14 protein-coding genes are annotated in these 15,218 nt (G+C 48.0%); 6 read left to right on the forward strand and 8 right to left on the reverse strand.

The window, feature by feature from the left end; all coding sequences use genetic code 11:
* Positions 1 to 111: 111 nt before the first annotated feature.
* From blaDIM to QWY82_RS07385, 6 genes are all read right to left on the reverse strand, one after another.
* Positions 112 to 864, reverse strand: a complete 753-nt coding sequence (blaDIM, locus tag QWY82_RS07365; RefSeq protein WP_290260951.1) for a DIM/SIM/IMP family subclass B1 metallo-beta-lactamase — start codon at positions 862 to 864, stop codon at positions 112 to 114.
* An 87-nt stretch (positions 865 to 951) separates the two neighbouring features.
* On the reverse strand, positions 952 to 1,305 hold the full coding sequence (locus tag QWY82_RS07370) for a hypothetical protein (protein ID WP_290260953.1): 354 nt from the start codon (positions 1,303 to 1,305) through the stop codon (positions 952 to 954).
* A gap of 1,034 nt (positions 1,306 to 2,339) precedes the next feature.
* Positions 2,340 to 3,560 carry a hypothetical protein gene (locus QWY82_RS07375; protein ID WP_290260955.1) on the reverse strand — a complete coding sequence of 407 codons (1,221 nt, stop codon included), beginning with the start codon at positions 3,558 to 3,560 and terminating at the stop codon, positions 2,340 to 2,342.
* A 143-nt stretch (positions 3,561 to 3,703) separates the two neighbouring features.
* Positions 3,704 to 4,072: a hypothetical protein gene (locus QWY82_RS07380; RefSeq protein ID WP_290260957.1), complete on the reverse strand. Its 369-nt coding sequence runs from the start codon at positions 4,070 to 4,072 to the stop codon at positions 3,704 to 3,706.
* Between the two features lie 90 nt (positions 4,073 to 4,162).
* Entirely contained in the window at positions 4,163 to 4,522 is a 360-nt protein-coding gene (locus tag QWY82_RS19900; RefSeq protein ID WP_353958680.1) for a nuclear transport factor 2 family protein, read from the reverse strand.
* Positions 4,523 to 4,602: 80 nt separating this feature from the next.
* Positions 4,603 to 5,385, reverse strand: a complete 783-nt coding sequence (locus QWY82_RS07385; RefSeq protein ID WP_290260958.1) for a translation initiation factor IF-2 N-terminal domain-containing protein — start codon at positions 5,383 to 5,385, stop codon at positions 4,603 to 4,605.
* A 794-nt stretch (positions 5,386 to 6,179) separates the two neighbouring features.
* Between QWY82_RS07385 and QWY82_RS07390 the strand changes: the two genes are divergently transcribed.
* The 5 genes from QWY82_RS07390 (at position 6,180) to QWY82_RS07410 (ending at position 12,517) form a co-directional block, all read left to right on the forward strand.
* Complete coding sequence (locus tag QWY82_RS07390; RefSeq protein WP_290260960.1) at positions 6,180 to 7,145, forward strand: integron integrase; 966 nt, start codon at positions 6,180 to 6,182, stop codon at positions 7,143 to 7,145.
* 165 nt (positions 7,146 to 7,310) lie between these two features.
* The gene (locus tag QWY82_RS07395) at positions 7,311 to 7,904 is read left to right on the forward strand and encodes an FMN-binding negative transcriptional regulator (RefSeq protein WP_290260962.1); all 594 of its coding nucleotides are present in this window, start codon (positions 7,311 to 7,313) and stop codon (positions 7,902 to 7,904) included.
* A gap of 45 nt (positions 7,905 to 7,949) precedes the next feature.
* Positions 7,950 to 8,555, forward strand: a complete 606-nt coding sequence (locus QWY82_RS07400) for a DUF2238 domain-containing protein (protein ID WP_290260964.1) — start codon at positions 7,950 to 7,952, stop codon at positions 8,553 to 8,555.
* Between the two features lie 30 nt (positions 8,556 to 8,585).
* Positions 8,586 to 10,238 carry a VRR-NUC domain-containing protein gene (locus QWY82_RS07405; RefSeq protein WP_290260967.1) on the forward strand — a complete coding sequence of 551 codons (1,653 nt, stop codon included), beginning with the start codon at positions 8,586 to 8,588 and terminating at the stop codon, positions 10,236 to 10,238.
* 29 nt (positions 10,239 to 10,267) lie between these two features.
* A complete protein-coding gene (locus QWY82_RS07410; RefSeq protein WP_290260969.1) occupies positions 10,268 to 12,517 on the forward strand; it encodes an ATP-dependent DNA helicase in 2,250 nt (749 codons plus the stop codon).
* A 52-nt stretch (positions 12,518 to 12,569) separates the two neighbouring features.
* Here the strand turns inward: QWY82_RS07410 and QWY82_RS07415 are convergent, their stop codons facing one another.
* Positions 12,570 to 13,367: a substrate-binding periplasmic protein gene (locus QWY82_RS07415; protein ID WP_290260971.1), complete on the reverse strand. Its 798-nt coding sequence runs from the start codon at positions 13,365 to 13,367 to the stop codon at positions 12,570 to 12,572.
* Positions 13,368 to 13,467: 100 nt separating this feature from the next.
* Here QWY82_RS07415 and QWY82_RS07420 point away from each other — a divergent pair, with 100 nt between their 5' ends.
* The gene (locus tag QWY82_RS07420) at positions 13,468 to 13,917 is read left to right on the forward strand and encodes a GNAT family N-acetyltransferase (RefSeq protein ID WP_290260972.1); all 450 of its coding nucleotides are present in this window, start codon (positions 13,468 to 13,470) and stop codon (positions 13,915 to 13,917) included.
* On the opposite strand, the gene QWY82_RS07425 is transcribed toward QWY82_RS07420, so the two are convergent.
* Positions 13,893 to 15,077 carry an acyltransferase family protein gene (locus tag QWY82_RS07425; RefSeq protein WP_290260974.1) on the reverse strand — a complete coding sequence of 395 codons (1,185 nt, stop codon included), beginning with the start codon at positions 15,075 to 15,077 and terminating at the stop codon, positions 13,893 to 13,895. The genes QWY82_RS07420 and QWY82_RS07425 overlap by 25 nt on opposite strands.
* Between the last annotated feature and the right edge of the window lie 141 nt (positions 15,078 to 15,218).

Below are 15,218 nucleotides of genomic sequence, written 5' to 3' on the forward strand. Positions count from 1 at the left end.
AGCAATGTTGCGTCAGATGCATGAGGTGTAGTGTGTATGCCGATGGAAACAATAGATTTAAATTATATGCAATCTGACGGTGCCGGTATAGAAATAGAGCCCGTGATTATCTTAATCTATCGATGCATCTATATTGACTGGCGGGAGTTTTGTCGCAGCTAACTTGGCGAGTGCTATCGTGTGATCCAATATATCTACTTTACCAACTGAGCCATGCCCGGGCACAACTATGTCAATCGTGTACTGCCTGGCTTTAATGTTTTCAACTGAGCTCGCCCACATGTGAATGGAGGCGTCCCCTACGTAACCTAAGCTTTTCCATTCATGGCTTCGCACCAAACAGCCGCCAAACAGAACCTTATTTTTTGGCAACCAGACGACAATATTATCAGCTGTATGCCCAGCACCCGGGTAATAGAGTTCAATAACCCCCTGTTTCAACGTGAACTCATTGCCCTTGAATGTATGTGTTGGAATAGGCTTGCCCGCGCTAAAAAGAATCGACTTGGTGAGTTCCGATGTGTAGGTCGGCACTGTGTGGCTATTGAGCAGTTCGATGCCTGCGGTACGGTCTTCGTGCGAGTGGGTAGAAATACTGGCCGCCAGGGTCAAGCCTTGAGCCGCAATCCAAGCGAGTAGTGACTCAGTATCCGCTTCAGACCAAGGCGTATCGATAATATAGGCGTCACCCGCGTCCACCACAATTAATCCATTCGAGCCCACTTGCCCGTAGCCCTCTATTATTTTGTAAGAGGTGTGCATGTATACCCCTGGTGCTATTTCCGTAATGTCTAATGCTGCGCCGCTCTGTGCGCAGGTGGAAAATGCGACAAGCAGGAGAGTAAACGTGAGGCTTTTTTTCATGGGCGCTCCGGTCGTTTGCCATGGATTCGGCATATAGTTGATGTATATACAGCTTGTGTGCATGACTCCGAAGGTCGAGAAAATAATCTATACACATCCCTTACACCTTGCAGGGTGATTTTCATCACTGCCGGGTTGGTTTGGTCTAGCGATTGCCAGCACCGGGTGGCCACAAGACCAACACGAAAATGCGATATTGCTTCCTAGTGCATCGGCCAGAATGCCATCGCCGTTTTTATACAAGATAAGAAAATCCGACATTTCCAAGTTTTCTACCTTATTAAGTAGGCGGCCCAGCACGAGATTTTCCTGTACGGCGTCTCGAGCACTGCAAACTATGATGTCTTCTTGCCAGCCATTGTTCAACAATCTTGTCGAGATCAACAAGGTTCCAGGGCAGGCTTTTCTGCCGATAAAGTCGCCTTCCTTCACGGAAAACACGTCGTTACTTATTTATGCGTCCGCTACACCCTCGAAAATATAAGCGCACTCTTCTTCGTGATAGTGATTGTGAAACTCTGTAGATTCATGACCGAGCTCTACTTCAATGATAGGGAAGCTAAAACTTGTTATACCGGTTAGATTGCCGAGAAATGTATTAACTCGCTTTGCATTGTCGTTGAGAAAATGCGTTTTTGATAGCCCTTAAAGTGTTTCAATTTCTTCTTTGGTAACGCGGTATTTATCCATGAATTTCTCCAGCGGTAGAATTCTGTACTTAAGCTGCACCATGAAGCGTAGCGTTCTGGCTGACCCATCCGTAGGCGCTAAGGAAGACTTGTATGGTTTCTACGAGATCCATAGAACCTTGCATTCAATATTTTCTCTATTAGAAAAGTCTTTTACTTTCACTTTACATTGTTTTGAAGATGAAGATAGAGGCCCATTCCAAACCATATATTTAAACGTGTAGAAATTTTGTTGCGGTTCGAATACGTCCGAAAAACTGACTCTCGTTATCCCATTTCCGCAATCGAGCAGCTTATAGCCATAAATTTTCATAGATAACTTAACTGCATCAAGGCTAAATGTTGAATCGCCTTTTAAGCAGAACTCCATATCCGTTGGAACCATCTGCTGAAGCGCGTAAATCACTATCAAGTCTTTACTTACCGTATCGTAACGATTAACGAAAGTATTCTCCTTCAGGTACCGGAGTTTATCCTCATCGGTCATTGCCGTCTTATTTGACGTGCATGCCGTCAGGAATATAACCATCAGAAACAGTTTCTTCATGGATTGACCATTAACGCCAAGCTAATAGGCGTTTTTGTTGTTGATTGTTTTGTGCTATTTAAGCACAAAACGAGCGACGGCAAAAACGTCCTACTGAGCGTCTTGTTAGAGCTAGCGGCTGCACTGCCCTGCTATCTGCACTTGGGCGTAGCGCCAGCAGGAGTATTTGCGATAGGTATTAAAAGCACAATCATATTAAGTTGCATCTATCTTGAAAGACGGCTTCAGTCATATAAGTATTAGGGGCTTTCTCCAATCGTGTTCCAACCACCTATACTAGAACCTTTCTCCGAATAAATTTCAGCCGCCAACACCTCGAGTAGCTCGTACTCACTATTTGTTTGAATTAAAACCCTAACAGACACCTTATCACTCAACGCGATCTTGAACTTTTCAGACGCTGATGCAATTTTATTTTTTAATGATTTATCAAGAATTTGATGCTCAGAATTTTTCTCGTCAACGAACACATATCCTTCCTTGCTTTGCTTAAGGTTACCTTTCCAGCTAACAATTCGCCCATTAAAATATTCTGGGTAGGACATGTTTAGACCTTCGTCAACCTCATCTAAGTCTTCAATGGTGACTATTTTAGGATAACGTATCCACTCAGGAGGCATATAGATGCCATCAACTAGGGCGGCCGCAACAATTGCTTCATCCAACGACATTCCAGGTTGAATCTCTACAAAGAACCCGCTATTGGTTCCCAATGCACGGCTTCTTAAGCGCAGCACCAACAAATGCTCTACATTCCCTTGCGCAAAGGACCAAACATATCCTAAGTAGCCATTTAGTCTATATGATCTTCGATATGCAATGCCGTTATTGGGAACGAATCCTGACCTGTTAATCATTTCTCTCGCGCAGGATTCAAAAGCCGGTATATACCAATTCCAGATTTTCGAAGGGTATGGCGCCGCTATCTCTTTGCCTGAGAAATCCCCATTCAAATCTGCCAATAATTTAGTGGGATCATCAATCACATTACCGTTTGAATCATAATGACTAACTTCTTTTCGGAGCTTATCTATAGCTTCTGGTGTTAGCTCTTCTTTGCTACTTTCCCACTCGCACCCAATTTTTATGTCACCCAGATCCTTATGCCACCAATCGTAGATCAGGGGCATTAAGTCTGTATCACCCTGCGGATCTATAGATTTACATGTAAGCATTCCAGCATTGATGATAAAAAAGTGTTCATCCCATCCCTCTCCCCTAAAGTAGGCCCAGACTTTATGGGTGGTGTTTCTTTTCATATAATATAGGCATGCTTCAACTCTCTCCTTGGACAAGCTCGAAACCTCATAAAAACAGATATTTCCAAATATTTTATTTCGACATTCAAACAAATATTCTTTTTTGAGGCCGAACATCAATTCCTCAAAAGAAGATTGAAATTCTTTTTCAACTAATAATGCGAATAACTCCTCATCACCTGACATAAACTTTATAATCATAAGCTAACCTAATTTTAAATAAGTAATAATTTTAGTGATAAACTTGGGGGGCCTAGCGCCGCCAGCAACCGCGAGCGAAACGAAGTGTAGCGAGTCGAGGCAACGTGTTTTTTGCGTTGCCGGTGTTGGCTGGCCTTGTTAGGCTATTGATCTTCACCAAGATGCTTCTCAATTTTCTTAACCTGTGGTGGCAGCTCACCATATATTTTTGCTTTTCTAATAGACTCCAAAGTCTCTTGCTTCCGACCAAGGAAAAAGTTTTTCGTGACATTTTTTAAATGATGCATTCGCCGCTGATCTTGGATTTCTTGGCCTTGGCTTAATTCAACTTTTTCCGCAATATAAAAGAATGCCAATGCAACAGGAATCATGACAACTAGTGGCAACAGCGTCTTGAAAATCACTATAATTGGAATACAAATAATTACCAAAAACAGGGTAATACCCACATAAGGAATCGTAGCAGCTCCACTACCTGATGGTTGTTTATATCCGTATCTTTTGTACCACATCTGATTGCCTAACGCCCGCAACAAACGCGAGCGTAGCGAGTCGAGGGCGACAGCCCGTTTTGGTTGCGTTTGTTAAGGTATGATCTATTACTACTCAATGCTTGTACCTTGATGAAAAACCATTTTCCAAACATCTCCATATCTCTTCCAAATACTACAGCGTAGGGAATTTTTACCTTTGCAATTACCCGACGCCCTATGGAATGACTTATAAACCAACATACAAATATCTTCACTGAGACGGCTAAATTCAAAGTCTTGAGCTTTAGCTTCCCATCCGTTTTCTTTAGGTAGCCTCTCTAAGACATCTTGTAGATCTACGATTTCACCTGTCGAGGCTATCTCCCTAAATTCGGGTGCAAGCCGACTTCTAAGCTCGGAAATAGAGCTGCGTATGTCACTTTGGAAAAGTGATTTTTCTAGCTCTATTATCTGTGACTCGATTCCCATGGAGACCTTAACGCCGCCATAAGAGGCGCGCGATTAGCGCGTCCAGTGGAGCGACAGCGGAACGGTTTTTGATGGCTTTGTTAGGAGCGAACATAGTCAGGTGCTTTGCCTATTGGCGGTGCTTCTGGCCGCCTACCATAAAGTGTTAAAAGTAAATCACGATATGACGGGCTAAATGTATCTTCGCTAGTTAGATCTATATATTTTTTTGAGTGCAATGCTATTGGAACTGACCCAGAATAGCTTTTAGATTTTAGTATTGGTATGTATTTCCGATAGTTTGAATTCGATAGCATATCAGAGGATATGATAGATTCTTCATAGCCGACACCGCCGACTCTTGCATCAGATTTTTCCTTATATTTTTCTGTGCAAATTATGAGAACAAAATTTGCATCTCTGATGCCTTGTTCCATAAACTGCGTAATTGGATCGCCTGGGTGTAGATACCATTTATCTAAAATAGCCTCAATGCCATCTGAGCGAAGCATTTTTGCTAGTTGCTCCACCCAAGTTTCATGTTCTTTGGAGTCGTAGGAATAGGATATAAAAACCTTTGGAATTTCTTCGGCAAGTATTTCAGCCTCTTCTTCAGGAGAGAGTCTTTCCGGCTTAGAAGAAGTTGCTGCATTTGATAAGCCAGAGCCAGTAACCCCTCTTCTCTTTAGAGCTACTTTTTCCGGTGATGAAGAAGATGCTCCATGCGATTCTTTTAGAAATGCTAAAAGAACTTGTTTGTCATGATCAGTTACGCATTCATTAGCGCTATTTTGAGAGAGACCAGCATCTTGCATCTGTTTTAGAAGTCGCTCTACTGGAGCACCTACAGCATCTGCTAGTTCTGCTACGGTAACATCTGCCATATTCGATCCTTGTCTCCTAACGCCCGTAACAGCCGAGAGCGTAGCGAGTCGGCTGGTTGCGATTGTTAAGGTGCGACACTCGGTTTTGCTACGAAGTACTTCGCGGAGCGCCAGCGATGCCACACCTAATTAATTTTACCCGCAAGAATGCCATAGTTGATGGTCCTGCGAAACTCAAAAGTAGAGAGGAAGGAACTGCGATATTTACGCGGCACGTTCCTTGATACCGCTTTCTAAAACTTGCTCAATGCTGATTACTAGAACCGTAACCTTCCAAAAATGCAGAGAACATTAACGCCCGTAACAGCCGAGAGCGTTAGCGAGTCGGCTGGTTGCGATTGTTAAGGTGCGACACTTGCCCTTGCTACGAAGTACTTCGCGGAGCGCCAGCGATGCCACACCTAATTAATATTACCCGCAAGAATGCCATAGTTAATGACCCTGCGAAACTCAAAAGTATAAAGGAAGGAACTGCGATATGGACGCGGCACATTCCCTGATACCGATTACTGCATTCTTGCTCTGTGCTGATTCTCTGCACCGAGCCAATCTTTTTTGCAGAGAACTTTAACAGCCATATTCAATGCCTCGGAGGCGCAATATATTACGCCTCCGAGGCATATATCCAGAGCAGAACTATCGTGCCAGCCCTAACTCTCCCTTTAATTTCAAGACGTTACCACAAATCTTAAAAAGGGGCGCAAAATAATACGCCTCGGAGGCATATATCACATTGACGAAAGTGCCTACCCCTATATACTGTATAAAAAAACAGCTTAAATGGGTGTTCAGGGATGAAGTCAGCCTTTATGCAGGAATTGCGCGATGCCATTCGCGCCAAGCATTACAGTATTAAAACCGAGCACACCTATCTTTATTGGGTGGGTGGATATTTGCGGTTTAGTCGGTGCAAGGCAAGAGAAGAAATTGGTGGCGCCCTCGCTATTCGTAACTACTTAAATCACTTGGCGCTCGAGCGCAATGTCAGCCCGAATACGCAGAAGACGGCACTCAATGCCATTGTATTCATGTACCGTGCAGTTTTGGGGGTCGAGCCCGGAGACTTTTCCGATTTTCATAAAGCTAAAGGCCCCTTAAAACTGCCAACCGTGCTGACGCACGATGAGGTGCGTAGGTTGTTTGCTCACATGCAAGGGCCAACAAGGCTGTGTGCGGGACTGATGTATGGCTCAGGGTTACGCGTGATGGAAACGGTGCGATTGCGGGTGCAGGACATCGATTTTGATCGGCTATGTGTTTACGTGCGAGATGGCAAGGGGCGGAAGTCGCGAATTACAACATTGTCTCCTCATTTGGTTAAAGCCCTAAAGGCACAAGTGACAATAGTCACTGGCCTATTTCAGAGGGATTGTTCAGAGGCACTGTGGGACGGCGTGTACCTACCTCATGCCTTAGATCGAAAATACCCACGCGCGCCCTTTGAATTGGGCTGGCAGTATTTATTTCCTGCTGATCAATGGAGTCGTGATCCTCGCTCGGGTAAACATAGGCGCCACCATACCGTTGAATCCGTTGCCCAACGCGCAGTAACCGCCGCCGTGCGCAAAGCTGATATTCATAAGCCGGCTACCTGCCACACATTGCGCCATTCATTCGCCACTCACTTACTTGAAGGCGGCGCAGATATTCGCACCGTGCAGACGCAGTTGGGCCACGCCGATGTTAAAACAACGGAAATTTATACCCATGTGTTGAACCGTGGTGGTCAGGCAGTCAAAAGCCCGTTGCTGGATTTTTAGAGTGCCTTTAACTCACGTGGGGCGCACGCGGGTAGCGAGCGGTTAGATTCTTGGGTTGTTGTACCGCAATAGGTTAAAAACGCTTGATCTTTCCGTCGCTAAGTTCGGCTAGTGATCTAAACGCCACGCTATTACCATGTCTGCTTTTAGCAAAGGAGCATGCAGATGTACGTCCCCAAATATTTTGATGGTGGTGATGAAGCCGCTGCGTTTGATTTTATCGATGCCCATGGCTTTGCCCAGTTAACGGGTTTGATGGATGGCGAGTTGTTTTGTAGCCATTTGCCCTTGCTGTTGGATCGGGAAGGGCGGCGCTTGTTGGGGCATGTCGCTTTGGCGAATCCCCAGGCCAAGGCCTTGGCCGGGCAGAAAGTGCAGTGTACCTTTGCCGGCCCCCATGGTTATGTATCGCCTAGCTGGTATCACTCTTCAGGTGTGCCCACGTGGAATTATCAGGCTGCGCATGTATACGGTACTTGCCAACTGATTGAGGATGAACAGGCTGTGCACGATTTGCTGCGCCAATTAACCCACCAATACGAGGCGGGTGAGGCAACTCCTTGGCAGCCCGACTATAACCCCGGCATGATTAAGGCCATTGTCGGATTCGAGATAGCGTTAGAGCGAGTCGACTTGAAATTTAAGTTGAGCCAAAACCGTTCCAAGGTTGATCAGCAGTCGGTGGTACACGCCTTGCGTTTACGCAATAATCAGGCCTTGGCAGAGGCCATGGTGCGGCAACTCGATCTTGATCTTTAGTTCGCAGCTTTGTTGAGCGGTTAACAATCATAAACAGGTAACAACATGAAACTTTCGGAAATACTCTGGTTAACCATTTTTGCGTTGGTGTTTGTGTGGTCGGCAATAGACCCGAAAGATCGCTTTACTTGGTTTTTGGAGGTGGCGCCGGCGTTAATTGGCTTGCTGGTTTTGTTGGCTACTTATCGGCGCTTCCCGCTCACGCAAATGTTATCTGTTTTAATTCTTGGCCATTGTATTGTGTTGATGGTGGGCGGCCATTACACCTACGCGGAAGTGCCTTTGTTCGACAGCATGAAGGAGTGGTTTGGCTTCGAGCGCAACAATTACGACAAAGTGGGGCACTTTGTTCAAGGTTTCGTGCCCGCCATTTTAGCGCGGGAAATTCTTATTCGTAAATCCGTGGTTAATGGCCGCGCCTGGCTAAATGTGTTTGTGGTGAGCATCTGTTTAGCCTTTAGCGCTTTTTACGAATTACTTGAATGGTGGGTGGGTGCCACTAGTGGTGAGTCGGCCGAGGCGTTCTTGGGTACGCAAGGTTATGTGTGGGATACCCAATCCGATATGGCTCTAGCCTTGCTTGGAGCGATGTGTGCCCTTGTGTTTTTATCCCGCTGGCACGACAAGCAACTGGCGCGCTTGCACCATTGAAGCACGCGCGTTTCGCAAGTAGGGTAAAGTGTGAAATCGGTTCAACCTGCACCACTGTATTATTTGCATAATTACCGCACTTTATTGCAGTGGGTGCGGTCGCGCTATGTCGACTTGTTAAGTGAAGCCGAAACCTGTTACGCCGATAATTTTTTTCAGCTGTCTGAACCGGCGCAGGCCTTGCTTACGCGGTTGATCACTCGCAAAGGCGAATATTTTCGCTTGAGTAAGATCGCCTACGAGGAAATTCCTGATATCTCTCAAGCCCTCGAACCGCTCACGCAACTGGGTTGGTTGACGCTAAGCCCACAGGTAAGCATAAACGAGGTATTCACGTTTTTAACCCGTCAGGAATTAACCACTTGGCTGGGTAAATACGCCGGCTCGAAGACCCAGTGGCAAGCAGAGTTTGCGCAGTTGTATCCCGGCACTAAACCCTGGGATGACTGGTTTAATGAAGCAGAACTTTTGCTACCTAAGACTAAGGATTTCACCGGTGATTTATTGGCCGTGACAATCATGCCGTTGAGCGATGTTTATCGCTTGTTGTTTTTTGGCAATCACTATCAGGCGTTGAGCGAATTTGTGTTGGCAGAGTTGGGTGTGTTTCAGTACGAGCGAGTAGCCTTTAGCAGCAAGTGTCTAAGTTTTACCCATCGCCGAGATCTAGAGGTTTATCAACAATTACAAAGAGCGCGCGAGAAATTTGAGCAAGATGGCGATATTTCCGCGGCCTTGGCGAGCATGCCTAGCGCTGCCAGTTCGCCGGATTGGTTGGCGCGGCGCCAGCACCGGTTTGGCTTTCAATTCGGGGTGAAGTTAGAGCAAGCGAAAGACTACGAGCGCGCCTTAGACGTTTACGTAAATTGTGGTTTTAGTGAAGCGCGGGCTAGGCGTGTGCGGGTACTGGAAAAATTGGCCCGCCAGCAGGAGGCGCTTGCCCTGTTAACGGAGGCCTTAGCGGCGCCATACAGCGAGGCAGAGCGACAACAACTTGAGCGGGCTAGGCCGCGCCTGCAGCGGGCGCTGGGTATTGAATCGGAAAAGCCCCCAGTATTTCGCCCGGCTTCATCACAGCTGACTTTAAAGTTTGGCGAGTGGCGCGTCGAACAGGCGGTGGCCGAGCATTTACATTGTGCGCAGGCGCCGGTGTTCTGGGTTGAGAATTATTTGTGGACCGGCTTATTTGGCTTGTTTTTTTGGCCAGCTATTTATGCTCCCGTGCAGGGTGCCTTCTTTAACCCTTTTCAAGCGCGGCCGAAGGATCTATATCATCAACGTTTTGCCGAGCGTCGGGCCGAACGCATACAGGAATGTTGGCAGCTGTTAGTTGCTGATAACTATAAAGCAACCTTGCTGCAGCGTTACCGCGATAAGCAAGGTTTGCAGTCGCCTCTGGTGAATTGGGCACAGCTTAGCGAAGACCTAGTAGCCTTAGCCTTAGATTGCATAGCGCCAGAACAGTTAAGCGCGATATTTACCCGCATGTTATTCGACTTAAAGGCCAATAGCGCCGGTTTTCCTGACCTCATACAATTTCTTCCTGCGCAGCGGTGTTTTCGTTTAATTGAAGTGAAGGGCCCGGGCGACAAGCTGCAAGATAATCAGCTGCGCTGGCTCGAATTTTTTCGACATAATGATATAGCCGCTGAGGTTTGCTATGTAGAGTGGCAGCAGCCATGAGTACAAATGCGCCATTATTAGGGGCTTCAATGGCTGACATTGGTTACAAGGTTTCCGTGCGGTCGCTGTGTGAATTCGCGGCTAAGCGCGGCGATTTGGACCTGCGTTTTACCCCGGCCACCACTGCAGCAGAAGGTGTTGAATTACATCAACTCGTGGCTAGGCGACGGCGTGCCGAACACGGTGATCATTATCAAGCCGAGATTCGTTTGCAGGGTGAGTTTGAAAATCTGCGGGTGAGCGGTAGAGCCGATGGTTGGATAGTGCCCACGCAAACCTTGGAAGAGGTGAAAAGTTTTCGCGGTAGGCTCGACAAAATGCCCGACAATCATCGGCAATTACATTGGGCTCAGTTAAAAATCTATGGTCACCTCCTGTGCCAACAAGACCAGCTTGAAACCATAACCTTAACTTTGGTATATATCGACGCGGCTGACAACAGTGAACACTTGTTGGTTGAGCACTGGCGTGCGGAGTTGCTGGCCGCGTTTTGGTGCGACACGTGTGGCGCCTTTCTCAGCTGGGCCAAGGCCGAACTACTACTGCGTCAAGACCGGGATAACAATCTGCGGGCGCTGAATTTTCCATTTCCTGATTTTCAACGGGGGCAGCGCCAACTTGCGGAAAATATTTATCAGGCAATTAAGTCAGAGCGCTGTTTACTGGCCGAGGCGCCCACCGGTATCGGCAAGACCTTGGCCAGTTTGTTTCCAGTGCTGAAGGCTGGCGAAAAGCTCGATAAAATTTTCTATCTCTGCGCCAAAACGCCTGGCCGCGCACTGGCGCTTGATGGCCTAGCGCAACTTAAAGTGCCTGATTTAAAAGTGTTGGAACTCATTGCTCGCGACAAAGCCTGTGAGCATCCGGATCTCGCCTGCCATGGCGACTCTTGCCCTCTGGCGCGCGGCTTTTACGATCGCTTAGCCGATGCCCGCGCCGCGGCCGTGGCTTTGCGTTGGATGAGTGCCGACACCGTTAAAAAGGTAGCGGCGGAGCACCAAATTTGCCCCTACTATTTGAGTCAGGAACTGTGTCGCTGGGCCGACCTTGTGGTGGCAGACTACAATTATTATTTTGACGATTCCGCGTTGCTTTACGGCTTAGCGGTGAGCTTGCATTGGCGGGTTGCAGTGTTGGTAGACGAAGCCCACAACTTGATTGAACGCGCCCGCGCTATGTACTCCGCTAGGCTCGCTCGCGCGCAGAGTAAGTGGGCCTTGCGGGTCGCGCCCAAAGCCTTGCACGCGCCGATTAAGGTCTTGGAAAAGCGCTGGCAAGCGCTGCTAAAAGGCAAGGCGCTGGCGCAGCGTTTTACCTTTGATCAATTGCCGGATAATTTCCTTATCGCGCTGCAAAATCTCATCACAGACTGCTCGCGCTGGCAGGCGGAGAAAGGCCAGCCGCTTGAGCCCGCGCTACAAGAATTATTTTTTGCCGCCGGCCAATGTTTGCGCATTGCTGAGCTGGCCGACGATAGCTACATATTTGACGGCGAAAAAACCGGCCGCGGCGAGGCTGAGATTCATTTGCGCAATGTCGTGCCCGGGCCTTGGCTGGCGCCACGTTTCGAATACAGTGTTGCCACGGTATTATTTTCTGCCACTTTAAAACCCTTAGATTATCAGTGTCAGTTGTTGGGTTTGCCGGCGGATACGGTTACCCTCATGGTGCCGTCGCCCTTTACCGCCAGCCAATTGCGGGTGACGATTTGTCGCGATATCTCAACCCGCTATCAACATCGCGAGACATCCTTACCCCTGATTGTCGACAAGATATTTACGCAGTATCAGGCAGAGCCGGGTAATTACTTGGTGTTTCTTTCCAGCTTTGATTATCTAGAAAAACTTGCGACTGCGCTGCAGCTAGCGGCTCCAGAATTGACACTATGGCAGCAGCAGCGAGGCATGAACGAAACCGAGCGGCAAGCTTTTGTAGAAAATTTCCAACCGCAGGCGAATGGCATAGGGTTGGCGGTGTTGGGCGGCGCCTTTGGCGAGGGCATCGACCTCACCGGCGATCGCTTGGTGGGCGCCTTCATTGCCACCTTGGGTTTGCCGCAATTCAATCCGGTCAACGAAGACGTAAAGCAGCGCTTGGATGCCTGTTTTGGCAGTGGTTATGACTATGTGTATTTATACCCGGGTTTGCAAAAGGTGGTGCAAGCGGCTGGGCGCATTATTCGCTCTACCAAGGACCGAGGTGTTTTGTATTTATTGGACGATCGTTTTAGCCAACGAAAGGTAAAGGCTTTGCTGCCAGATTGGTGGCAAGTAAATTAACTATGTATTGAGCGGTTTGAGTCGACCTTTGGCTCGGTTTCCGGTGAGTTGTTTAGGGTGTATTGGCGTCGCTGGGCTGTAGGTAGAGTTGGCTGTCGCGAGATTGGAATTCTTTCATTTTGCGGGCTTCATCGCCTTTAATGGTATCGATGGCCGCCTGCAGTTGCTTAACCAGGCGGGGCTCTATATCGCGATTAAAGGCATAGTAAAGATCGAGAGTTTTAAGTACCCGAACAACTTCGTAATCCCGTGGGTTGGCACCAATGGATTTTAGCGTTTGCAATGCACTGGATTCGCCATAGGCCCATAAATCTACGCGCCCACTCTGCAGCATTTTGGCAATACTATCGGGTTGGACGCCAAGGGTGATGATGGTTTTTTCAAGGTGCAACTCGCGCAAAAATAGCTCGCCCACGTCGTCGCGTACAGCGCCGACTTTGAATTTGTTCAACCCATCTAGGGATTTTAATTTAATACCTCTTGCGCGTTTGGCAATGAGTACCACGTGATTTTGCCCAATGGGCCCCACCCACTGAAATAACTTTTCCCGTTCGGCAGTGCGCGTGGTGGAAAAGAGTACGCGATTGCTGCCTTCAAGCGTATTGTGGAAGGCTCTGGCCCAAGGTTGCACCTGAATATTTTTAGCAATAATGGGGTGGCCGGCAAGTGCTGTGGCCGCAATCAGCAATTCTACGGCCTCACCGCGCAAGACACCGCCTTCCACGTAATTGAAGGGTGGGTAATTTTCGGTGATATATTCCAGTTCGTCTAATTCTGCGGCAAAGAGGGGCGTAGACCATAAAATCGTTAGGCAGAGGGCGAAGAGGTAGTTAGCGGGTCTGGTCTGCATGTAGCCTCTTTTGCATGGCAGAGTGAGTGCATTAGTTTTAGTGTAGGCTAGGCAGGTTTACTCTTGGGCTTAATTTAAATTCGATAAGGTTATGAAAAGTATGTTGAACATTAGAAAAGCAAATTTACAAGATGTAGCTCAGCTATCTGTACTGTTTAATGACTATCGAATTTTTTACCAACAGGCATCTGATCTCACGCTTGCCGAGACTTACCTGGCTGCGCGGATGCAGGCACAGGAGTCGATAATTTTTGTTGCTGAATCGGCCGGGTTGCTCATGGGCTTTAGCCAGCTTTACCCAACCTTTTGCTCGGTCGCCTGCGCGCCATATTTTGTCTTGTACGATTTGTTTGTTGCGAAATCTGCACGGCGCCAAGGCGCGGCGGAAGCCTTGCTAAAAGCATCCGCTGAATTCGCCCGTGAACAGGGCGCCGACCGACTAGAACTTGCCACCGCGATCGATAACACTCAGGCGCAAGAACTGTATGAAAAATGTGGTTGGGAGTTAGATCAAACGTTTTTCCATTATGCACTGCCACTCAAAACCTGATTGGGTATTTTTGGCGCGCTAGTCGGTAATGGCGCCAAGCCAAATAACCAGCGTAGGGTGCGCTGCCGGCGGATAATTTCATAGCCAAGAATACAGCCTAAAAAGGTGAGTACAACAATACTCGTGGGTTCGAGCCAAGGTTTTAGATTGAGTGCAACAATGCCATAGCCAAAGCTCACGGTTAGGGTTTGGTGCAAAATGTAATAGGGGTAGACGGCGGTATTAGCATACTTCAGCACCCGGCTGTTGTGGTTGGCGTAACGTTGCGCAAGGCTACACAGCGCCAATATCCAGCACCAGATGTTTAATAGTTCTATGCCGAGAAACACATGGCCACCCCAAAATTCTTCGGCGGGGCTGAGAACCAAATCGTCCGGCAATGAGCGAGCCCACATCAATAACCCGTAGCAACAAAATGCCAGGGCCAGTAACGGCACCTGCTTGTTTTTAAGCTGCTGCCAAACATGGTCGCTTCCGGCAAAAATATAGCCGAGCAAGAAAACGGTAAAATACAGCGCGTGATTATACCAATCATTGAATAGGGCGTGACTCTCTGGGTAGTAGGGCTTTAGCACCATACCGTATAGGGTCAGCAAGCCTGCCGGTAGCAGCACAAGCGTGGGCAATGTTAGGTACCTTAAGCCGCGGATCAGCGGTGCGACCAAGCGTTGAGCCAAGAGCATCAACACTGAGTAACACCAGAGGTAGGGGATGAACCAAAGGTGATTCCAGGTCATTTGGCCAAAAAGCGGGGTGCGATGCTGGCTAAATAGCGGGTGATCGGGCGTTAGGTAGGCGAGCCAGAATTGCCAATAGTTGCCGGTGCTCTCGCCCGCTTGCCGCATCTCAAAGAACAGCTGTGGTGGCACAATGACCAGAATGCCAAATACTAAGGGTATGAGCAGGCGCTCGGTTCTGAGGCGCAGTAACACGCCAGATCGGTAGCGCTGCAAGGCAAAGTAGAGCGCGCAGCCGGAGATAAAAAATAGCAGCGACAGGCGCCAGGGGTTAACCCATTGCATCAGCCATTTGAGGCTTTCGCTTTGGTAGGCGCTGGTGATATGCCAATCCCAGCTTACGTACATCATGCCCGTGTGATAGAGAATTAATAAAGAGAAGGCGATGACTCTAAGCCAATCTAAATCATAGCGACGTTGCATGGGAGTTCCTCTGAGTTTTTCGCTAGATTGGCGAGATCGCTATAAAAGCAGAAGGCCTAAGTGACTAATTGCGGGTCTTTGTGATGAGCTGACGGCTCGCGGGGTTAAGTGGCTAGCACCCCAGGGCTGCTCGCCCTAAGA

It is taken from the genome of Simiduia curdlanivorans (assembly GCF_030409605.1).
Classification (GTDB): Bacteria; Pseudomonadota; Gammaproteobacteria; order Pseudomonadales; family Cellvibrionaceae; genus Simiduia; species Simiduia curdlanivorans.